The 19,975-nt window shown below is 66.4% G+C and carries 30 protein-coding genes; 28 read left to right on the top strand and 2 right to left on the bottom strand.

What is annotated here, in order from left to right:
• Positions 1-12: 12 nt before the first annotated feature.
• The 25 genes from rpsS to rplQ all read left to right on the top strand — a co-directional run bounded on the left by rpsS (position 13) and on the right by rplQ (position 13,680).
• On the top strand, positions 13-294 hold the full coding sequence (gene rpsS / locus MicroSTF_RS08000) for a 30S ribosomal protein S19 (protein ID WP_017829205.1): 282 nt from the start codon (positions 13-15) through the stop codon (positions 292-294).
• Entirely contained in the window at positions 294-692 is a 399-nt protein-coding gene (gene rplV, locus MicroSTF_RS07995) for a 50S ribosomal protein L22 (RefSeq protein WP_021201121.1), read from the top strand. Before rpsS ends, rplV begins: the two co-directional genes overlap by 1 nt.
• Entirely contained in the window at positions 692-1,447 is a 756-nt protein-coding gene (gene rpsC, locus MicroSTF_RS07990; RefSeq protein WP_017201587.1) for a 30S ribosomal protein S3, read from the top strand. The genes rplV and rpsC overlap by 1 nt, the downstream gene beginning before the upstream one ends.
• A complete protein-coding gene (gene rplP, locus MicroSTF_RS07985) occupies positions 1,447-1,866 on the top strand; it encodes a 50S ribosomal protein L16 (RefSeq protein WP_017829203.1) in 420 nt (139 codons plus the stop codon). The genes rpsC and rplP overlap by 1 nt, the downstream gene beginning before the upstream one ends.
• Entirely contained in the window at positions 1,866-2,183 is a 318-nt protein-coding gene (rpmC, locus tag MicroSTF_RS07980) for a 50S ribosomal protein L29 (RefSeq protein ID WP_017829202.1), read from the top strand. The genes rplP and rpmC overlap by 1 nt, the downstream gene beginning before the upstream one ends.
• A complete protein-coding gene (gene rpsQ / locus MicroSTF_RS07975; protein WP_021201120.1) occupies positions 2,183-2,515 on the top strand; it encodes a 30S ribosomal protein S17 in 333 nt (110 codons plus the stop codon). Before rpmC ends, rpsQ begins: the two co-directional genes overlap by 1 nt.
• A complete protein-coding gene (gene rplN / locus MicroSTF_RS07970) occupies positions 2,512-2,880 on the top strand; it encodes a 50S ribosomal protein L14 (protein WP_017201583.1) in 369 nt (122 codons plus the stop codon). Before rpsQ ends, rplN begins: the two co-directional genes overlap by 4 nt.
• Before the next feature lie 2 nt (positions 2,881-2,882).
• A complete protein-coding gene (rplX, locus tag MicroSTF_RS07965) occupies positions 2,883-3,242 on the top strand; it encodes a 50S ribosomal protein L24 (protein ID WP_021201119.1) in 360 nt (119 codons plus the stop codon).
• On the top strand, positions 3,242-3,832 hold the full coding sequence (gene rplE, locus MicroSTF_RS07960; protein ID WP_021201118.1) for a 50S ribosomal protein L5: 591 nt from the start codon (positions 3,242-3,244) through the stop codon (positions 3,830-3,832). The genes rplX and rplE overlap by 1 nt, the downstream gene beginning before the upstream one ends.
• A 132-nt stretch (positions 3,833-3,964) precedes the next feature.
• A complete protein-coding gene (gene rpsH, locus MicroSTF_RS07955; protein WP_021201117.1) occupies positions 3,965-4,363 on the top strand; it encodes a 30S ribosomal protein S8 in 399 nt (132 codons plus the stop codon).
• Between the two features lie 6 nt (positions 4,364-4,369).
• Positions 4,370-4,906 (top strand): 50S ribosomal protein L6, encoded by a 537-nt coding sequence (gene rplF / locus MicroSTF_RS07950; RefSeq protein WP_017829197.1) that lies wholly within the window; start codon positions 4,370-4,372, stop codon positions 4,904-4,906.
• A gap of 2 nt (positions 4,907-4,908) precedes the next feature.
• Entirely contained in the window at positions 4,909-5,268 is a 360-nt protein-coding gene (gene rplR, locus MicroSTF_RS07945) for a 50S ribosomal protein L18 (RefSeq protein ID WP_017201578.1), read from the top strand.
• Between the two features lie 20 nt (positions 5,269-5,288).
• Positions 5,289-5,966 (top strand): 30S ribosomal protein S5, encoded by a 678-nt coding sequence (gene rpsE / locus MicroSTF_RS07940; protein WP_017829196.1) that lies wholly within the window; start codon positions 5,289-5,291, stop codon positions 5,964-5,966.
• Positions 5,966-6,151 carry a 50S ribosomal protein L30 gene (gene rpmD / locus MicroSTF_RS07935; protein ID WP_017201575.1) on the top strand — a complete coding sequence of 62 codons (186 nt, stop codon included), beginning with the start codon at positions 5,966-5,968 and terminating at the stop codon, positions 6,149-6,151. Before rpsE ends, rpmD begins: the two co-directional genes overlap by 1 nt.
• Positions 6,151-6,786: a 50S ribosomal protein L15 gene (gene rplO / locus MicroSTF_RS07930; protein WP_021201116.1), complete on the top strand. Its 636-nt coding sequence runs from the start codon at positions 6,151-6,153 to the stop codon at positions 6,784-6,786. The genes rpmD and rplO overlap by 1 nt, the downstream gene beginning before the upstream one ends.
• A 183-nt stretch (positions 6,787-6,969) precedes the next feature.
• Positions 6,970-8,292 (top strand): preprotein translocase subunit SecY, encoded by a 1,323-nt coding sequence (secY, locus tag MicroSTF_RS07925; RefSeq protein ID WP_021201115.1) that lies wholly within the window; start codon positions 6,970-6,972, stop codon positions 8,290-8,292.
• Positions 8,289-8,894 (top strand): adenylate kinase, encoded by a 606-nt coding sequence (locus tag MicroSTF_RS07920; protein WP_021201114.1) that lies wholly within the window; start codon positions 8,289-8,291, stop codon positions 8,892-8,894. Before secY ends, MicroSTF_RS07920 begins: the two co-directional genes overlap by 4 nt.
• 1 nt (position 8,895) lies before the next feature.
• Complete coding sequence (gene map, locus MicroSTF_RS07915) at positions 8,896-9,747, top strand: type I methionyl aminopeptidase (protein WP_029258207.1); 852 nt, start codon at positions 8,896-8,898, stop codon at positions 9,745-9,747.
• Entirely contained in the window at positions 9,747-10,415 is a 669-nt protein-coding gene (locus MicroSTF_RS07910) for a DsbA family protein (protein ID WP_021201112.1), read from the top strand. Before map ends, MicroSTF_RS07910 begins: the two co-directional genes overlap by 1 nt.
• Positions 10,416-10,579: 164 nt before the next feature.
• Positions 10,580-10,801, top strand: coding sequence for a translation initiation factor IF-1 (gene infA / locus MicroSTF_RS07905; RefSeq protein WP_017201569.1), 222 nt, complete (start codon positions 10,580-10,582; stop codon positions 10,799-10,801).
• 64 nt (positions 10,802-10,865) lie between these two features.
• A complete protein-coding gene (gene rpmJ / locus MicroSTF_RS07900; RefSeq protein ID WP_005050492.1) occupies positions 10,866-10,982 on the top strand; it encodes a 50S ribosomal protein L36 in 117 nt (38 codons plus the stop codon).
• 178 nt (positions 10,983-11,160) lie between these two features.
• Positions 11,161-11,535, top strand: coding sequence for a 30S ribosomal protein S13 (rpsM, locus tag MicroSTF_RS07895; RefSeq protein WP_017201568.1), 375 nt, complete (start codon positions 11,161-11,163; stop codon positions 11,533-11,535).
• A 31-nt stretch (positions 11,536-11,566) separates the two neighbouring features.
• Positions 11,567-11,965 (top strand): 30S ribosomal protein S11, encoded by a 399-nt coding sequence (gene rpsK, locus MicroSTF_RS07890; RefSeq protein WP_017829189.1) that lies wholly within the window; start codon positions 11,567-11,569, stop codon positions 11,963-11,965.
• 134 nt (positions 11,966-12,099) lie between these two features.
• On the top strand, positions 12,100-13,089 hold the full coding sequence (locus MicroSTF_RS07885; RefSeq protein ID WP_021201111.1) for a DNA-directed RNA polymerase subunit alpha: 990 nt from the start codon (positions 12,100-12,102) through the stop codon (positions 13,087-13,089).
• Between the two features lie 33 nt (positions 13,090-13,122).
• The gene (rplQ, locus tag MicroSTF_RS07880; RefSeq protein WP_322954676.1) at positions 13,123-13,680 is read left to right on the top strand and encodes a 50S ribosomal protein L17; all 558 of its coding nucleotides are present in this window, start codon (positions 13,123-13,125) and stop codon (positions 13,678-13,680) included.
• A gap of 71 nt (positions 13,681-13,751) precedes the next feature.
• On the opposite strand, the gene MicroSTF_RS07875 is transcribed toward rplQ, so the two are convergent.
• Positions 13,752-15,326, bottom strand: coding sequence for an AMP-binding protein (locus MicroSTF_RS07875; RefSeq protein WP_322954673.1), 1,575 nt, complete (start codon positions 15,324-15,326; stop codon positions 13,752-13,754).
• Between the two features lie 91 nt (positions 15,327-15,417).
• Positions 15,418-16,638, bottom strand: coding sequence for a PAS domain-containing protein (locus tag MicroSTF_RS07870; protein WP_021201108.1), 1,221 nt, complete (start codon positions 16,636-16,638; stop codon positions 15,418-15,420).
• A 163-nt stretch (positions 16,639-16,801) separates the two neighbouring features.
• Here MicroSTF_RS07870 and MicroSTF_RS07865 point away from each other — a divergent pair, with 163 nt between their 5' ends.
• From MicroSTF_RS07865 to MicroSTF_RS07855, 3 genes are read left to right on the top strand one after another with little or no spacing between them, the layout of a single operon-like run.
• On the top strand, positions 16,802-17,821 hold the full coding sequence (locus tag MicroSTF_RS07865) for a Bug family tripartite tricarboxylate transporter substrate binding protein (protein ID WP_021201107.1): 1,020 nt from the start codon (positions 16,802-16,804) through the stop codon (positions 17,819-17,821).
• A 1-nt stretch (position 17,822) separates the two neighbouring features.
• The gene (locus tag MicroSTF_RS07860; RefSeq protein WP_322954670.1) at positions 17,823-18,392 is read left to right on the top strand and encodes a tripartite tricarboxylate transporter TctB family protein; all 570 of its coding nucleotides are present in this window, start codon (positions 17,823-17,825) and stop codon (positions 18,390-18,392) included.
• Complete coding sequence (locus MicroSTF_RS07855) at positions 18,392-19,939, top strand: tripartite tricarboxylate transporter permease (RefSeq protein ID WP_029267372.1); 1,548 nt, start codon at positions 18,392-18,394, stop codon at positions 19,937-19,939. The genes MicroSTF_RS07860 and MicroSTF_RS07855 overlap by 1 nt, the downstream gene beginning before the upstream one ends.
• Positions 19,940-19,975: the final 36 nt, after the last annotated feature.

The following is a 19,975-nucleotide window of genomic DNA, read 5'->3' as shown; positions in this document are numbered from 1 at the left end:
GAGTAAGAGAAGATGCCTCGCAGTCTTAAGAAGGGCCCCTTCGTCGACGATCACCTGCTTCGCAAGGTGGTCGTGCAGAACGAAGCCGGCACCAAGAACGTCATCAAGACCTGGTCCCGTAGGTCCATGATCATCCCGGCCATGCTGGGTCACACGATCGCGGTCCACGACGGACGCAAGCACATCCCTGTGTTCGTGTCCGAGACCATGGTCGGTCACAAGTTGGGCGAGTTCGCGCCCACCCGCACCTTCCGCGGCCACGAGAAGGACGACAAGAAGGGGCGGCGCCGCTAATGGTCGAATCGATCGCACGCGTGCGACACATCCGCGTGACCCCTCAGAAGGCTCGTCGTGTCGTCGCGCTCATCAAGGGCAAGCAGGCACAGGAAGCTCTCGCGATCCTCAAGTTCGCACAGCAGAGCGCCAGCGAACCGATCTACAAGCTTGTCGCGTCGGCCATGGCCAACGCGCAGGTGAAGGCGGATCGCGACGGCGAGTTCCTCGACGAGCAGGACCTGTACGTGGCCAACGCGTACGTCGACGAGGGCACCACGCTCAAGCGTTTCCAGCCCCGTGCTCAGGGTCGCGCTTTCCAGATCAAGAAGCGCACGAGCCACATCACGGTCGTGCTCTCGACGCCTGAGGCAGCTCCGGCCGCCACGGGCGACAGCAACAAGAAGGCGAGCAAGTAATGGGACAGAAGGTAAACCCGTACGGCTTCCGTCTCGGCATCACGACGGACCACGTCTCGCGTTGGTTCTCTGACTCGACGAAGCCGGGTCAGCGCTACGCCGACTACGTCGCCGAAGACATCAAGATCCGTAACCTGCTCAAGACGCAGCTCGACCGCGCCGGTGTCTCGAACATCGAGATCGAGCGCACCCGTGACCGCGTCCGCGTCGACATCCACACCGCCCGTCCGGGCATCGTGATCGGTCGTCGTGGGGCCGAGGCCGAGCGCATTCGCGGCGACCTCGAGAAGCTCTCGGGCAAGCAGATCCAGCTGAACATCCTCGAGGTCAAGAACCCCGAGGCCGACGCTCAGCTGGTCGCACAGGGCATCGCCGAGCAGCTCTCTGCTCGTGTGGCGTTCCGTCGTGCGATGCGCAAGGGTCTGCAGGGCGCGCAGCGCGCCGGCGCCAAGGGCATCCGCATCCAGGTCTCCGGCCGCCTCGGCGGCGCCGAGATGAGCCGTTCGGAGTTCTACCGCGAGGGTCGTGTGCCGCTGCACACGCTGCGCGCGAACATCGACTACGGCTTCTACGAGGCGAAGACCACCTTCGGCCGCATCGGCGTGAAGGTCTGGATCTACAAGGGCGACCTGACCGCGAAGGAGCTCGCTCGCGAGCAGGCCAACGCACCCAAGGCTCGTCGTGACGACCGTGGTGGCGACCGCCGCCGTGCCCCGCGCAACGAGGCACCTGTCGCAGAAGGAGCGTCGGCATAATGCTCATCCCCCGTAAGGTCAAGTTCCGCAAGCAGCACCACCCGGGTCGCTCGGGTCAGGCCACCGGCGGCACGAAGGTCTCCTTCGGCGAGTACGGTATCCAGGCCCTCACGCCCGCTTACGTGACGAACCGTCAGATCGAGTCCGCTCGTATCGCGATGACCCGTCACATCAAGCGTGGTGGAAAGGTGTGGATCAACATCTACCCCGACCGTCCGCTCACGAAGAAGCCTGCCGAAACCCGCATGGGTTCCGGTAAGGGTTCCCCCGAGTGGTGGGTCGCCAACGTCAAGCCGGGCCGTGTCCTCTTCGAGGTCGCGGGTGTCGACGAGGAGCTCGCACGCGAAGCTCTGACCCGTGCAATTCACAAGCTGCCGCTCAAGGCACGCATCATCAAGCGCGAGGAGGGCGACGCGTAATGGCGATCGGCACCAAGGAGCTCGCCCCGGCAGAGCTCGACACATTCGAAGACCAGCGCCTCGTCGAGGAGCTGCGCAAGGCCAAGGAGGAGCTGTTCAACCTCCGTTTCCAGTCGGCCACCGGCCAGCTGGAGAGCCACGGCCGCATCCGCGCCGTCAAGCGCGACATCGCGCGCCTCTACACCGTGATCCGCGAACGCGAGCTGGGCATCCGTGCGACGCCTGCTCCGGTCGAGGCTCCGGCCAAGAAGGCGACCAAGTCGAAGGCGAAGAAGGCGGACTCCGCCGACGACGCCGTGAAGGAAGAGGCTGAGTGATGGCCACCAAGAAGGAAGCGACTGTGGAGACGCAGGCCGCAGGACACGAGTCGTCCGAGCACGACGTCCGCGACTCCGCTGCCCGCGGTTACCGCAAGGCACGTCGCGGCTACGTCGTCAGCGACAAGATGGACAAGACCATCGTGGTCGAGGTCGAGGACCGCGTGAAGCACCCGCTTTACGGCAAGGTCATCCGCCGCACCTCGAAGGTCAAGGCGCACGATGAGGCGAACTCCGCCGGCATCGGCGACCTGGTCCTGATCAACGAGACCCGCCCGCTGAGCGCCACGAAGCGCTGGCGCCTGGTGGAGATTCTGGAGAAGGCCAAGTGATCCAGCAGGAATCCCGACTCAAGGTCGCCGACAACACCGGCGCCAAGGAGCTGCTCACCATCCGCGTTCTCGGTGGCTCGAAGCGCCGTTACGCGGGACTCGGCGACACCATCGTCGCGACCGTCAAGGACGCGATCCCCGGTGGCAACGTCAAGAAGGGCGATGTCGTCAAGGCGGTCATCGTCCGCACCAAGAAGGAGGTCCGTCGTCCGGACGGCTCCTACATCAAGTTCGACGAGAACGCCGCAGTGATCCTGAAGAACGACGGGGAGCCCCGCGGCACCCGTATCTTCGGGCCGGTCGGTCGTGAGCTTCGCGACAAGAAGTTCATGAAGATCGTCTCGCTGGCGCCGGAGGTCATCTAATCATGGCGAAGATCAAGAAGGGTGACCTGGTTCAGGTCATCACCGGTGCCACGCAGGAGCGTGGCGGCGACCGCGGCAAGCAGGGCAAGGTCCTCGACGTCCTTTCCGACAAGAACCGCGTCATCGTCGAAGGCGTGAACTACGTCACCAAGCACACCCGCGTCGGCCAGACGCAGCGTGGCACCAAGACCGGAGGCATCGAGACCGTCGAAGCCTCCATCCACATCTCGAACGTCGCACTCGTCGACCCCTCGACCAAGAAGCCGACCAAGGTCGGCCACCGGGTCGAGGAGCAGACCAAGGACGGCGTCAAGCGCACCGTCCGCGTGCGCTACGCGAAGAAGAGCGGTAAGGACCTCTGATGAGCACCGACACTGCCGCGCCGGCTGGCAAGATCCAGCCGCGCCTGAAGCAGAAGTACAACACCGAGATCAAGAAGGCGATGCAGGACGAGTTCGGTTACGCGAACGTCATGCAGATCCCCGGACTGGTCAAGGTCGTCGTGAACACCGGTGTCGGCGAGGCAGCTCGCGACAGCAAGGTGATCGATGGCGCGGTCGACGATCTCACCAAGATCACCGGCCAGAAGCCGATCGTCACGAAGGCTCGCAAGTCCATCGCGCAGTTCAAGCTGCGCGAGGGTCAGGCCATCGGCGCGCACGTCACCCTCCGTGGTGACCGCGCGTGGGAGTTCGTGGATCGCCTCGTCTCGCTCGCACTGCCCCGTATCCGCGACTTCCGCGGTCTCTCGGGCAAGCAGTTCGACGGCAACGGCAACTACACCTTCGGTCTCCAGGAGCAGAGCGTGTTCCACGAGATCGATCAGGACAAGATCGACCGGGTTCGCGGTTTCGACATCACCGTCGTCACCACCGCGAAGACGGATGAAGAGGGCCGTGCACTGCTCCGTCACCTCGGATTCCCGTTCCGCTCGGAAGACGCACAGGCGTAACACCCTCGACGGGCTCAGTGGTCTCGTGTCACTGAGCCCGTCGATGTGCACGTACAATTGAAAATTGCGTGTCATCGCAGGCCGTCTGTCGTGTAACGGCAGCCGGAACCTCATGAACAAAGGAAATCAACAATGACAATGACAGACCCGGTCGCAGATCTGCTGACCCGTCTGCGCAACGCGAACTCGGCGCACCACGATTCCGTGACCCTGCCGTCGAGCAAGCTCAAGACGCACATCGCTCAGATCCTCCAGCAGGAGGGCTACATCGCCGGCTGGGAGACCTCTGACGCCCGCGTCGGACAGAACCTCACGCTGACGCTGAAGTACGGTCCCAACCGTGAGCGCTCCATCGCTGGCATCAAGCGCGTCTCGAAGCCCGGTCTCCGCGTCTACGCGAAGTCGACCGAGCTTCCCACGGTCCTCGGCGGCCTTGGCGTGGCGATCCTGTCCACCTCCTCCGGTCTTCTCACCGACCGTCAGGCAGAGCAGAAGGGCGTGGGCGGAGAAGTTCTCGCCTACGTGTGGTAATTCGAAATGTCGCGTATTGGACGACTTCCCATCGACGTTCCCGCGGGCGTGACCGTTTCGGTCGACGGCCGCGAGGTCGCGGTGAAGGGCCCCAAGGGTGAACTCACCCTCACGGTGGCCAGCCCCATCGAGGTCGCGGTCGAGGAGAACCAGGTTCTGGTCTCCCGTCCCGACGACGAGCGCGAGTCGCGGTCGCTTCACGGCCTGACCCGCACGCTCATCAACAACAACATCATCGGCGTGACCCAGGGCTACACCAAGGGTCTCGAGGTCGTCGGCACCGGTTACCGCGTGCAGCAGAAGGGCAGCTCGGTCGAGTTCGCCCTCGGCTTCTCGCACCCGGTCCTGATCGACCCGCCCGCCGGCATCACGCTCACGGTCGAGGGCACCACCAAGCTCACCGTCAGCGGGATCGACAAGCAGGCTGTCGGCGAGGCAGCTGCCAACATCCGCAAGATCCGCAAGCCCGAGCCGTACAAGGGCAAGGGTGTGCGCTACGCCGGCGAGAACGTGCGTCGCAAGGCCGGAAAGAGTGGTAAGTAACCATGGCTCTCAAGTCAAAGTCTGACGCCCGCGCGCGTCGTCACGCCCGCCTTCGCAAGAAGGTCGTCGGCACCGAGGCGCGTCCGCGTCTCGTCGTCAACCGCTCGGCCCGCCACGTCTTCGTGCAGCTGGTCGACGACAGCAAGGGTCACACCGTGGCGTCGGCTTCGACGCTCGAGACCGACCTGCGCTCGCTCGAGGGTGACAAGACCGCCAAGGCCCGCAAGGTCGGCGAGCTCCTCGCCGAGCGTGCGAAGGCTGCCGGCGTTTCCGAGGCAGTGTTCGACCGTGGCGGCAACCGCTACGCCGGTCGTGTCGCCGCCATCGCCGACGGCGCCCGCGAGGGGGGTCTGGCACTGTGAGTGACAACAAGGAGAACGAAGTGACCGAAGCGGCTGCTGCCACTTCCGAGACGGCTGCCGGCACCACGCAGGCTGAGCCGGCTCGCGATTCGCGTGATGGCCGCCGCGGCGGTCGTGACCGCAACCAGGGTGGCGGCCGTGACCGCAACTCTCGTGACCGTGGCGACAACCAGTTCCTGGAGCGCGTCGTCACCATCAACCGCGTCTCCAAGGTCGTGAAGGGTGGTCGTCGCTTCAGCTTCACCGCCCTCGTGGTCGTCGGTGACGGCAACGGTCTGGTCGGCGTCGGCTACGGCAAGGCCCGCGAGGTCCCTCTGGCGATCTCGAAGGGTGTCGAAGAGGCCAAGCGCAACTTCTTCCGCGTTCCGCGCGTCGGCAGCACCATCCCGCACCCCGTGCAGGGTGAGGCGGCCGCTGGTGTGGTCCTGCTCCGTCCGGCCGCTGCCGGTACCGGTGTCATCGCCGGTGGTCCGGTCCGCGCCGTGCTCGAGTGCGCCGGTATCCACGACGTGCTGTCGAAGTCGCTCGGCTCGTCGAACACGATCAACATCGTGCACGCGACGGTCACCGCCCTGAAGCAGCTCGAGGAGCCTCGTGCGGTCGCCGCGCGTCGTGGCCTCGAGTTCGACCAGGTCGCCCCTGCGCGCCTCGTGCGCGCCGAGGCCGAGGCCATCGCCGCACAGAAGGTAGGTGCCTGATGGCCGCGCGACTGAAGGTCACGCAGATCAAGTCCAAGGTGAGCGAGAAGCAGAACCAGCGTGACACGCTGCGCAGCCTCGGTCTGAAGCGGATCGGTGACACCACCGTCCGCCCCGACGACGCGCAGACGCGCGGTTACGTCAAGACCGTCGCCCACCTCGTCAAGGTTGAGGAGATCGACTAATGGCTGAGAAGAACGAGGCCGTCGAGGCTGAGAAGGCCACGAAGAAGGCTGCAGCTCCCAAGGCTGCCGCCGAGAAGAAGCCGGCCGCGAAGAAGGCTCCGGCCAAGACCGCTGCCGCCGACGCCAAGGCTGAGGGCGCTGCCAAGAAGCCGGCCGCCAAGAAGGCTGCGCCGAAGAAGGATGCTCCGGCGTCCCGCCCCGGCGTGCTGAAGGTGCACCACCTGCGTCCCGTGCCCGGATCCAACACCGCCAAGACTCGCGTCGGCCGTGGTGAGGGCTCCAAGGGTAAGACCGCTGGTCGTGGAACCAAGGGCACCAAGGCGCGCAACACCGTTCGCGTCGGCTTCGAGGGTGGGCAGATGCCGCTGCACATGCGCACCCCGAAGCTGCGCGGGTTCAAGAACCCGTTCCGCGTGGAGTACCAGGTCGTGAACCTGGAGAAGCTCGCGGAGCTGTACCCGAAGGGTGGCGATGTCACCATCGGCGACCTGGTCGCCAAGGGTGCCGTTCGCAAGAACGAGAAGGTCAAGGTTCTCGGAAACGGCGACATCGCCGTGAAGCTCACCGTTTCGGTCGACAAGGTCTCGGGTTCTGCCGAGCAGAAGATCGTCGCGGCTGGCGGATCCGTCAAGTAACCGCTTAGCAAGAGGGGTCGGAGATTCTCCGGCCCCTCTTGTGGTTTCACACTCCGAGACCTCGCTCTGGGGCCGCATCCGGCGGGCCTGGTATCGGTGGCGAATTCCGGGAAGCCCGGTTTGCGTTACCCTGGTCTTTCAGCCGTCCTTCGGGAATCGGCAACCTTTTCAGGAGGAACGTCCTTGTTTAGCGCCATCGCGCGGATCTTCCGCACCCCCGACCTGCGTCGGAAGATCGGTTTCACACTCGCCATCGTCGCGATCTACCGGCTCGGCTCCAACGTCCCGGCGCCGTTCGTGAACTTCCCGAACGTCGAAGAGTGTCTTGCCGCCAACGCGGGCACCGATGGGCTGCTCGGACTGGTCAACCTCTTCTCCGGCGGCGCGCTGCTGCAGCTGTCGATCTTCGCGCTCGGCGTCATGCCGTACATCACCGCGACGATCATCACGCAGCTCCTGCGCGTGGTCATCCCGCACTTCGAGGCGCTGCACAAGGAAGGACAGGCCGGCCAGGCCCGTCTGACCCAGTACACGCGTTACCTCACGATCGCCCTCGCGCTGCTCCAGTCGACGACTCTCGTCACGGTGGCCCGTAGCGGCCAGCTCTTCGGCACGACCGATCTCGCGGCCTGCCAGCAGCTTCTGACGAACGATGTGTGGTGGGCGCAGCTGCTCATCATCATGGCGATGACGGCCGGTACCGGCCTGATCATGTGGTTCGCCGAGCTCGTCACCGAGCGCGGCATCGGCAACGGCATGTCGCTGCTCATCTTCACCTCGATCGCCGCCACGTTCCCCGGCGCCATGAGCCTCATCTGGCAGACCAAGGGCTTCGAGGTCTTCCTGCTGGTGCTGCTGGTCGGAATCATCGTGATGGGGCTCGTCGTGTTCGTCGAGCAATCCCAGCGACGCATCCCGGTGCAGTACGCCAAGCGCATGGTGGGTCGACGCACCTACGGCGGCACGAACACCTACATCCCGATCAAGGTGAACATGGCGGGTGTGATCCCCGTGATCTTCGCCTCGTCGCTGCTGTACATCCCGGCACTCATCGCGCAGTTCAACACCCCGCAGGACGGATCGACTCCGGCCGCCTGGGTGACCTGGATCACGACGAACTTCACGTCGGGCAACAGCCCGGTGTACATGGCCGCGTACTTCCTGCTGATCATCGGGTTCACGTACTTCTACGTGGCGATCACGTTCAACCCGGTCGAGGTCGCGGACAACATGAAGAAGTACGGCGGTTTCATCCCCGGCATCCGCGCGGGCCGCCCGACGGCCGAGTACCTCGACTACGTGCTCACCCGCATCACGCTCCCCGGCTCCCTGTACCTCGGTCTGATCGCGCTCATCCCGCTCATCGCTCTGGCCACCGTCGGCGCCAACCAGAACTTCCCGTTCGGCGGCGCCTCGATCCTCATCATCGTCGGTGTGGGTCTCGAGACGGTCAAGCAGATCGACGCGCAGCTGCAGCAGCGACACTATGAAGGGCTCCTCCGATGACAGCATCCGCACGTCTTCTCATCGTCGGCCCGCAGGGCTCCGGCAAGGGCACGCAGGGCGTGCGCATCGCCGAGTCCTACGGCATCCCGGTCGTCTCGACCGGCGACATCTTCCGGGCGAACATCAAGGAGGGGACGCCCCTCGGGCAGCAGGTCACGGCGATCCTCGACAAGGGCGACCTCGTTCCGGACGAGCTGACGAGCGAGATCGTGCGCGACCGCCTGTCACAGGAGGATGCCGCTCACGGCTTCCTGCTCGACGGCTACCCGCGCAACACCGCGCAGGTCGCCCACCTCGAGTCGTTCCTCGCCGAACGGGGACAGGCGCTCGACGCCGTCATCCTCCTCGACGTGCCGCGCGAGGAGAGTCTGGAGCGTCTGACACTCCGTGCGACCGAGCAGGGACGCTCCGACGACACCCCGGAGGCCATCGGCCACCGCCTCGACATCTACGAGCGCGAGACCGCTCCGATCCTCGAGGTCTACGGGGCCAAGGGCATCGTCGACCGTATCGACGGCGTCGGCTCCCTCGACGAGATCACCGAGCGTATCGCCGAGGCCCTGGCCGCGCGCGGTCTGCGTCTCGCGGCCTCCGCCTCCTGAGATGTTCCGCCGGTCGATCTACAAGACCCCGGCTCAGCTGCGGGCGATGGTGGAGCCCGGGCTGATCACGGCAGCGGCACTGGACGCCGTCCGCCCCCTGATCAAGGCCGGCGTCACCACCCTCGAACTCGACACCGTGGCGAACCGCACGATCCTCGCCCGCGGCGCCGAGTCGAATTTCCAGCTGGTGCGCGGCTACCACCACACGACCTGCATCTCGGTGAACGAGCAGGTCGTCCACGGGATCCCGGGGGAGCGGGTGCTCCAGCCGGGTGACATCGTGTCGGTCGACTGCGGTGCGCAGTTCCAGGGGTGGAACGGCGACAGCGCGATCACGGTCGTCGTGCCCGACCCGGAGCGCCCGGAGCTCGTCGCCCAGCGCGAAGAGCTCTCCCGCGTGACCGAGGGGTCGATGTGGGCGGGAATCGCCGCCATGGCGTCCGTGTCGTCGATCGACGAGATCGGTGCGGCCATCCAGGACTACATCGAGGCGCAGGGACCGTCCGCCGTTACCGGTGAGCCCTACGGCATCCTGCGCGAGTACGTCGGACACGGCATCGGTCGCAAGATGCACGAAGCCCCCAGCGTCTTCAACTACCGCACACCCGACCGCGGTGAAGACGTGAAGCCCGGCCTCGTGCTCGCGATCGAGCCGATGGTCACCGCCGGCGGGGAGGCGACCTTCATCGAGGAGGACGACTGGACCGTCACCACGGTGGACGGTACGGACGGCTCCCATTGGGAACATAGCGTCGCCCTGCATGATGGGGGTATCTGGGTGCTGACTGCGCCCGATGGTGGAAGAGCCGGACTCGCCCCGTTCGGGGTCGAGCCTCGAGAGATCGGAAAGTAATGGCAGCGGCGAAGAGCAACACCAACTGGTTCGCGATCGGCGTCTCCATCGCCGTCGTCGTGGTGCTGGTGGCGATCGGTGGACTCGTGGTGTTCCTCAACAACCAGGCGACCTCGCCCGGCGCGGCGCCGAAGGCCAACGACACCTTCAACTCCGAGACCGGTGCAGTCTCGTTCGGCGACGGTGAAGACACCATCGCGGTGTTCGTCGACTTCCAGTGCCCGGTCTGCAAGACCTTCGAGGACCAGTTCGGTGCTCAGCTCGAAGCCGCGGCTGCCGACGGCCGCATCACGCTCGAGTACCACCCGATCGCGATCCTCGACCGCTTCTCGCAGGGCACCGAGTACTCCTCACGGTCGGCAGGTGCCGCGTTCTGCGTCGCCGAGTCGAACCCTGACCTGTACCTCGACTTCGCCAAGACGCTCTTCGAGAACCAGCCCGAGGAGAACTCGACAGGTCTGACGAACGACCAGCTGGCCGGCTTCGCGACACAGGTCGGTGCGGATGACGCGGTCTCGTGCATCACCGACGAGACGTACCGCAAGTTCGGTGCGGCGCAGGCGAAGTCCCACGAGATCGCCGGCACGCCGACGGTGGACATCAACGGCACGCGCCTCAACCTGCAGGACCAGGCCGACCTGAAGAAGTTCACCGACCTGATCAGCTGAACCGGCGGCTTCCCGGCCCTGACCGTCAAGTTGCCGGATGGCTCCGGAGCGTCTAACATAGATTTTTGGTGCTTTGTGCCTTGATTCGGCGTGTCCGGCGGCGCAGCACCACAAACCAATCACCCACCGCAGATCGACCGATCTGCAGAAGCGTCAGCGAGGCTATGGCTAAGAAAGACGGTGTCATCGAGATCGAGGGCGTGATCTCCGAGGCTCTGCCCAACGCGATGTTCCGCGTTGAGCTCAGCAACGGACACAAGGTCCTTGCAACGATCTCCGGCAAGATGCGGCAGAACTACATCCGTATCATCCCCGAGGACCGTGTGGTCGTGGAGCTCAGCCCCTACGACCTGACCCGCGGCCGTATCGTCTACCGCTACCGCTGATCGGTCGAGAAGTAACGGCCTGCCCCTGCCCGGGGCGGTACGAAGACAGCGAACAGGAAACATCATGAAGGTCAACCCCAGCGTCAAGCCCATCTGCGATCACTGCAAGGTGATCCGCCGTCACGGCCGCGTCATGGTGATCTGCAAGAGCAACCCGCGTCACAAGCAGCGCCAGGGCTGAGTCCCTGGCGGGCCCGCCGGTCTGATCGACGGGCCCGCGCTGCGCGGCATCGCTCACGCACATCTCACAACTGAAAACACAACGGCAGGATCAGAACTCGCGGAAGCGGGGGACACCTCGGGGCGGAGGCCCGGGCACCGATCCTGTTCCATACCTCCACAACACCCAGGAGAACCGCATGGCACGTCTTGCCGGCGTTGACATCCCGCGCGACAAGCGCGTGGTGATCGCCCTTACCTACATCTACGGCGTCGGCCGTACCCGCTCGGTCGAGATCCTCAAGGCGACGGACATCGACGAGAGCATCCGCGTGAAGGACCTCAGCGACGACCAGCTGATCGCCCTCCGCGACCACATCGAAGGCAACTACAAGGTGGAGGGTGACCTGCGCCGCGAGGTTGCAGCAGACATCCGCCGCAAGGTCGAGATCGGCTCCTACGAGGGCATCCGCCACCGTCGTGGTCTCCCGGTCCGTGGTCAGCGCACCAAGACCAACGCCCGTACCCGCAAGGGCCCGAAGCGCACCGTCGCAGGCAAGAAGAAGGCCCGCTAAGCGCGGCCCCAGGGACTAGGAGAACACTTTCATGGCTGCACCCAAGGCCGCCGCGCGCAAGCCGCGCCGCAAGGAAAAGAAGAACATCGCGCTGGGCCAGGCCCACATCAAGTCGACGTTCAACAACACGATCGTCTCGATCACCGACCCGTCCGGCGCCGTCATCGCCTGGGCATCGTCGGGTGGCGTGGGCTTCAAGGGCTCCCGCAAGTCGACCCCGTACGCCGCAGGCATGGCCGCCGAGTCGGCTGCCCGCCAGGCTGCGGAGCACGGCGTCAAGAAGGTCGACGTCCTCGTGAAGGGTCCGGGCTCCGGCCGCGAGACCGCGATCCGCTCGCTGCAGGCCGCCGGCCTCGAGGTGGGTTCGATCCAGGACGTCACCCCGCAGGCGCACAACGGCTGCCGTCCGCCGAAGCGTCGCCGCGTCTGATTCGCGTGTCGAGCCGCTCGGTCCCTTCGTGGTCTGAGCGGCTCGACGCCCGCGTGCGGGCATCGACTTCCACAACTCAAAACCTCACCCCACCACATGTCATATAGCGGGCATGTGATCGAAAGGAACACAGAGTGCTTATTGCACAGCGTCCCACACTGACCGAGGAAAAGATCGTCGAGAACCGTAGCCGGTTCATCATCGAGCCTCTGGAGCCCGGCTTCGGTTACACGATCGGCAACGCGCTGCGTCGCAGCCTGCTGTCGTCGATCCCCGGTGCTGCTGTCACCAGCGTTCGCATCGACGGCGTGCTGCACGAGTTCAGCACCATCCCCGGCGTGAAGGAGGATGTCACCGAGATCATCCTCAACATCAAGCAGCTCGTCGTCTCGTCGGAGCGCGATGAGCCCATCACCGCGTACCTGCGCAAGACCGGTGCGGGCGAAGTCACCGCCGCTGACATCTCGGCTCCGGCCGGTGTCGAGGTGCAGAACCCCGAGCTCGTCATCGCGACGCTGAACGACACCGCGAAGTTCGAGCTCGAGCTCACCATCGAGCGTGGCCGTGGCTACGTCTCGGCGACGCAGAACCGCAACGAGTACGCCGAGGCCGGTCAGATCCCGATCGACTCGATCTACTCGCCGGTCCTCAAGGTCAGCTACCGCGTCGACGCGACCCGTGCCGGGGAGCGCACCGACTTCGACAAGCTCGTCCTCGACGTCGAGACCAAGTCGGCCATCAGCCCCCGCGACGCCGTCGCTTCGGCTGCGAAGACGCTCACCGAGCTGTTCGGTCTCGCCCGCGAGCTGAACGTCGAGGCCGAGGGCATCGAGATCGGCCCGGCGCCGGTGGAGGCAGTGAACTCCAGCGAGCTGTCGATGCCGATCGAGGACCTCGACCTGTCGGTCCGCTCGTACAACTGCCTGAAGCGTGAGGGCATCAACACCGTTTCTGAGCTCGTCGCCCTGTCGGAGACGCAGCTCATGAACATCCGCAATTTCGGCCAGAAGTCGGTCGACGAGGTGCGCGACAAGCTCATCTCGCTCGGTCTGTCGCTCAAGGATTCGGTGCCCGGTTTCGACGGCGCCCACTTCTACGGCGGCAGCGAAGACGAGTCCTTCTGATACCCGACCTTTCTGACCAGGAGTTAGACGATTATGCCCAAGCCCACTAAGGGTCCCCGCCTCGGAGGCGGCCCCGCACACGAGCGCCTGATGCTTGCCAACCTCGCGGCGGCGCTCTACACCCACAAGTCGATCAAGACGACCGAGACCAAGGCCAAGCGCCTTCGTCCGCTCGCCGAGCGTCTGATCACCTTCGCCAAGCGTGGCGACCTGCACGCGCGTCGTCGCGTGCTGTCGGTCATCGGTGACAAGGAAGTCGTGCACGTCCTGTTCTCCGAGATCGCGCCGCTCGTCGCTGACCGTGAGGGCGGCTACACCCGCATCACGAAGGTCGGCAACCGCAAGGGCGACAACGCGCCGATGGCCGTGATCGAGCTCGTCCTCGAGCCCGTCACCCCGAAGGCGAAGTCGACCAAGAAGGCTGCTGCTCCGAAGGCCGAGAAGGCCGAGAAGCCGGCTGAGGTCGTCGAGGAGGCTCCCGCTGAGGAGACTCCCGCCGACGAGACCGTCGAGGCCGGCGCCGAGTCGCAGGCCGAGGGCGAAGCAGCCGAGGCTGCCGCCGAGGACGCTGTCGAGAAGAAGTCCGAGTAAGTACTTCGCTCACGAAGAAGCCCGCCACCCCGAAAGGGATGGCGGGCTTCTTCGTTTATCCGGTGACGTCGTCAGCGGGTACGCAGATCCTTGCGCAGGATCTTCCCCGAGCTCGACTTGGGGATCACATCGATGAACTCCACCTGGCGTACCTTCTCGTGCGGCGCGACATGCGAGGCGACGTGGGCCATGACCGCCTCGGCATCGAGTTCGGCTTCCGGCTGGCGTACGACGAAGGCCTTGGGCACCTCCTGGCCGTCCTCATCGAGTGCGCCGATCACGGCGGCATCCGCGATGGAGGGATGCTCGAGCAGCACGGCTTCCAGCACGGCCGGAGCCACCTGGTAGCCCTTGTACTTGATGAGCTCCTTGAGCCGGTCGACGATACGGTAGATGCCCTCATCGGTGACGGTGGCGACATCACCGGTGTGCAGCCAGCCGTCGGCATCGAGCATCTCTGCCGTGGCGTCCGGGCGGTTGAGGTAGCCGACCATGACCTGCGGTCCCCGCACCCACAGTTCGCCGGGCTCGCTCGCGCCCTCTGCCGGCACTGTGACGTCTTCGCCCGAATCGGGATCGACGAGCCGTGCTTCGGTGTTCGGCACGAGGGGCCCGATGGTCGAGCGGTCGATGTCGGTGCGTGCCTCGGAGATGAGGTTGACCGCGGGGCTGGTCTCGGTCATGCCGTACCCCTGGGTCACGATGCACCCCAAGCGGTTGGCCACCGCCGAGGCCAGGGCGCCGTCGAGAGGAGCGGCGCCGGAGAAGATCACCTTCACGGCGGAGAGGTCGTACTGGTCGACGATCGGATGCTTCGCGAGCGCGACCGCGATCGGGGGAGCGACGAACACCCAGGTGGTGCGGTGCTCGGCGATGATGCGCAGGAACTCGGGGAGGTCGAACTTCGGCATCGTGACGAGCCCGGCCCGTTGACGCAGCGCGAAGTTCAGCAGTACCGTCATGCCGTAGATGTGGAAGAAGGGCAGGACGGCGAGCACCCGGTCACTGGCATCGACGCCGAGGACCGGACGGCACTGCGACACGTTGGCCACCAGGTTGCGGTGCGTGAGCATGACGCCCTTCGGGCGGCCGGTCGTTCCCGAGGAGTAGGGGAGGACGGCGAGATGGGTCGCCGGGTCGAATGTCACGTCCGGTGCGGGGTGCCTTTCGCCGAGGAGCGCGGGGAGGGACGGGTGGCCCTCGGCGCCGTCGAGAACGATCACGTGGTCGGCGTCGAACCCGAGCCTGTCCGCGGCGGCCTGTGCGCCGGGAAGCAGAGGGGAGACCGTCACGAGCCAGGTCGCTCCGGCGTCGGTGAGCTGGTTCGCGATCTCGTCGGCGGTGTAGAGGGAGTTGATGGTGGTGGCCGTCGCCCCCGCGCGGAGGATGCCGTGGAAAACGGTGGCGAAGGCCGGGATGTTCGGACAGAGGACGCCGACAGTGGTGCCCACCCCGACTCCGCGTGCCGCGAGGGCGCCGGCGAAAAGGTCGATCTGTCCGACGAGCTGCCGGTAGGTGGTGGTCGCCCCGCTCATCCCGTCGACGAGGGCGATGGTGTCGAGTTCGGCTTCGGAGAGATCGCCGAACAGGAACTCGTGGATGGAGACCTCGGGGATCTCCACATCGGGATAGGTACTGCGAACCATGAGATCTCCTTCGATCCGGGCAGGCTGACGACGACGTCGAATGCGATCCAGTGTCGCACACAATGGCACTGCGTCCCAGGGGTGACGGGCCTCAGACGGCGTCGTTCGACCGGTAGCGGGTACTCGGGCGGCCCTTGGTCGAGTAGTCGAGTGTGCGGGTCGCTCGGCCGGAGCCGGCGAGATGCTCGAGGTAGCGGCGGGCGCTGACGCGGGAGATCTCGAGGTCGTCGCCGATCTCGGTCGCCGAAGCGTCGGGGCGCGCAGCGAGAGCTGCGCAGACACGATCGAGCGTCTCGGCGCTCAGTCCCTTGGGGAGCCCGAGTCGCTGTCGGAACGCGATGATCGCATCCGCGGCCTCGACCCGTCGCACCACGTCATGCAACTCGGTGTGATCGCGCAACAGCAGCGTCGCTCCGATGCCTTCGCCGTCTGCCTCGCTTCCGGTGCTGCGGGCGACGAGCACGTGCGCCCCGACGATCACCGGCCGGCCGGCGGACTCGCCCTCCCGGAGCACCGTGGCGAGCTCTGTGCCCAGGACCTCGGCGGCGGGTTCGCCATCGAGATCGGCGGCATCCCTGTCGAGGAATCGGGCGGCGGCGTCGTTGACGAGCGTGATCCGCCCGGTGCCGTCGACCGTGATGACCCCTTCGCTCAGACCGTGCAGCGTGGTCTCCTGGTTCTTCACCAGAGCGGCGATCTGGTGGGGTTCGAGACGGTAGATGCGCCGCCGGATGATGGAGGTCACCCACGCCGAGCCGAATACCCCGAGAACAGCGGCCGCCAGCATCGCCGAGATCAGCCAGACGAGATTGGCCGAGAACTCCTCGTTCAGCTCCGACTCGAGAATCCCGACGGATGCGGTGCCGATAACGTCGCCCTCATCGTCACGGATGGGCACCTTGACCCGCCACGACGTGCCGAGCGTGCCGGTCTGCGTGCCGACGTAGATCTCGCCGGCGAGGGGGATCGACGGGTCGGTGGAGACCTTCTCGCCGATGCGCTCCGGATTCGGGTGCGAGTAGCGGATGCCGTCTTCGTTGGCGACGACGACGTAGGCGAGATCGGAGGCCTCGCGGATGACCTCGGCGATCGGCTGGATGGCTGCGGAGGGCTCGGCATCGTCGAACGCCGCGTGCACCGTCGGGAGCGCGGCGATCGACTGGGCCACGGCCTGCATCCGGTCCTTGTACGCCTCGCGGAGAGCCTGCTCCTGGAACGCGCCGGCCACGATGCCGGTCGCCAGGGTCACCAGGAACACGATCAGCGCCTGCAGCACGAGCAACTGCACGCGGAGCGTCATCTTCGAGGCCACCTGCTCATTCTGGCCCTTCGGCGAGTGCGGTGCGAGCGGGCGGGAGCGCCGCTCGTGACCAATAGTTCCGAAACTCCGACCAATGGTTTCCGAAGCTGGAGCAGGCGCAGCTCCCGCTCCAGGGTGGAGCCACAGCACCACGAACGCTCAAGGAGGAGCGCACATGAAGAACGCACGCATCGCAACCCTGGCCGGGCTGGCCGCGGTCGCAGCCCTCACACTCACCTCGTGCGCGGGAGGCAGCGCAGCGACCGACGACGGTGGAGGGGAAGCAGAGACCGCCACCGTCACCGACGTCTCGATCGTGGTCCCGGCGGATCCCGGTGGGGGATGGGATCAGACGGGCCGGGCGCTGTCGCAGGTGCTCACGCAGGACGACCTCGTGGCCTCCGCCCCGGTGACCAACGTGGGCGGTGCCGGTGGCACGGTCGGCCTCGCCCAGCTCGCCAACGAGAAGGACCCGAACACGCTGATGGTGATGGGCCTGGTCATGGTCGGAGCGGTCGAGACCAACGCCTCGGCCGTGCGGATCGAGGACACCACACCGATCGCCCGGCTCACCGACGAACCGCTCGTCGTGGTGGTGCCGGCCGACTCGAAGTACGACACGCTCGAAGACCTCGTCGAAGACGTCGTCGACAACGGCCAGGCGGTCACGATCACCGGCGGCTCGGCGGGCGGCGCCGACCACATCCTCGCCGGTCTCATGCTCGAGGAAGCAGGACTCGACGGGGCCGAGATCGCCGAGAAGCTGAACTACACGCCGAACTCCGGCGGCGGTGAGGCCGTTCCGCTGCTGATCGGCGGCAAGGTCGCCGCGGGCATCTCGGGCGTCGGCGAGTTCGCGCAGCACATCGAGAGCGGCGCGCTCAAGGCTCTGGCTGTCTCGAGCGAGGAGCCGGTGTCGCAGCTCCCGGATGTCCCGACCATCACCGAGGAGGGGTACGACGTGGTCCTGACCAACTGGCGCGGCGTGATCGCCCCCGGTGGCATCTCCGACGGCGAGAAGGACGAGCTGGTGCGCGTGATCACCGAGCTGCACGAATCCGAGGCGTGGACGGAGCAGCTGGAGACCAAGGGGTGGACCGACGCGTTCCTGGTCGGCGCGGAGTTCGATGACTTCCTCACCGGGAACATCGAAGAGGTCACGGCGACGCTGAAGAACATCGGTCTGGTGCAGTGACATGACGGTCCCCGCCTCATCGGGGACCGAGGAGCAGGGGGTGCGGGTCGACCACGATGGTCGACCCGCACGCCGCTCTCCCTCCGTCCCCCTCGGCGAGCTCGTGTTCGCCGGAATCATGGTCGCGCTCGGCGTCTTCGCCGTCGTCGGCATCTTCCTGATCCACGTCCCCGTCGGGATGAAGGCCGGTCCGACGGTCTTCCCGATCTTCGTCTCGGTCATCCTGCTCGCCTCGGCCGTCGCCGTTCTCATCGGCGTGCTGCGCGGGGAGCGCGGCGGTGCGGAGGAGGCGGAGGACATCGATGAGAGCCTGCCGACCGACTGGGTCACCCTCGCCAAGCTGGCCGGTCTCGTCGTCGCGCACCTGCTCCTGATCGAGCCGCTGGGGTGGGCGCCGGCGGCCGCTCTGCTGTTCGGCGGGGTCGCGTGGTCGCTCGCCGCCAAGCGGTGGTGGATGGCGTTCCTGATCGGCATCCTGGTCGCGCTCGTGATCCAGGTCGTCTTCGGCGGTCTGCTCGGCCTGTCGCTGCCCTGGGGCCCTGCTCTCGGCTGGCTCGGAAGGATGTTCTGATGGACAGTTGGACCCTGCTCCTGGAGGGCTTCGCGACCGCGCTGCAGCCGCAGTACCTCGCCTTCGCCTTCCTCGGCGTCTTCGTCGGCACCGCGGTCGGGGTGCTCCCGGGCATCGGCCCCGCGATGACGGTGGCGCTGCTGCTTCCCCTCACATACACGCTCGACCCCGCAGCGGCGCTGATCACGTTCGCGGGCATCTACTACGGCGGCATGTACGGCGGCTCGACGACGAGCATCCTCCTGAACACACCGGGGGAGTCGGCCTCGATAGTCACGGCGATCGAGGGCAACAAGATGGCCAGGATGGGGCGGGGCGCTGCCGCGCTCGCCACCGCCGCCATCGGGTCCTTCATCGCCGGCACCCTGGCGACGCTGGGCCTCACGCTGCTCGCACCGCTGCTCGCGCAGTTCGCCGTGAACCTCGGGCCCGCCGACTACGTGGCCCTCATCGTCATCGCGTTCATCACGGTCGGCGCGCTGATCGGCAGCTCGATCTCGCGCGGCATGCTCTCGCTCGGCGTCGGCCTCTTCCTCGGGCTGGTCGGCACCGATTGGCTCTCCGGCCAGCAGCGCTACACGCTGGGGCTCCCGGCGCTGTCCGACGGCGTCGACATCGTGCTGGTCGCCGTCGGCCTGTTCGCGGTCGGGGAGACGTTCTACATCGCCGCCCGGTTGCGGCACGGCGGGGTCGACGTGATCCCCGTGACTCGCGGGTGGCGCTCGTGGATGACGAGGTCCGACTGGCGGAGGTCCTGGAAGCCGTGGTTGCGCGGCACGGCGATCGGCTTCCCGATCGGCACGATCCCCGCCGGCGGCGCGGACGTCGCCACGTTCCTGTCGTATGCGACCGAGCGCAAGCTGTCGAAGCACCGCGACGAGTTCGGCCGCGGTGCGATCGAGGGCGTCGCCGGTCCGGAGTCGGCGAACAACGCCGCGGCCGCCGGAGTGCTGGTGCCCCTGCTCACGCTGGGCCTGCCGACGACGGCGACTGCGGCGATCATCCTCACGGCGTTCCAGTCGTACGGCATCCAACCGGGACCGCTGCTGTTCGAGAGCCAGTCGAACCTGGTGTGGGCGCTCATCGCGAGCCTCTACATCGGCAACGTGATCCTGATCGTGCTCAACCTGCCGCTCGTGGGCATGTGGGTGAAGCTGCTGCAGATCCCGCGGCCGTATCTGTACGCGGGCATCCTCCTGTTCGCGGTGTTCGGGGCATACGCACTGCACAGTTCGCCGTCGGACATCGTGATCCTGCTGATCGTCGGCATCCTCGGCTACTTCATGCGCAGGTACGGCTATCCGGTCGCGCCGCTCGTGGTCGGCATGATCCTGGGGCCGATGGCCGAGGAGCAGCTGCGCAAGGCGCTGCAGCTGAGCCAGGGGGATCTGAGCACGCTCGTCATGCAGCCGTTCGCGGCGATCGCCTACGGGGTGCTCGCCCTGCTGATCGTCGGCGGACTCTGGTTGCGGCGTCGCCAGCGCCGGTACGAGCAGGCGCTGACCGCGTCGATCGCGGTGCCGATCAAGGCGGACTCCGAGGTCTGATCCGCGACGCGGGTTCGAGAGGGGAGGAGGCCGCGA

This window comes from Microbacterium sp. STF-2 (assembly GCF_034650155.1).
Lineage (GTDB): Bacteria > Actinomycetota > Actinomycetes > Actinomycetales > Microbacteriaceae > Microbacterium > Microbacterium maritypicum_A.
Note: the sequence above shows the minus strand (reverse complement) of the source record. Positions and strands in the feature narration are given on the sequence as shown.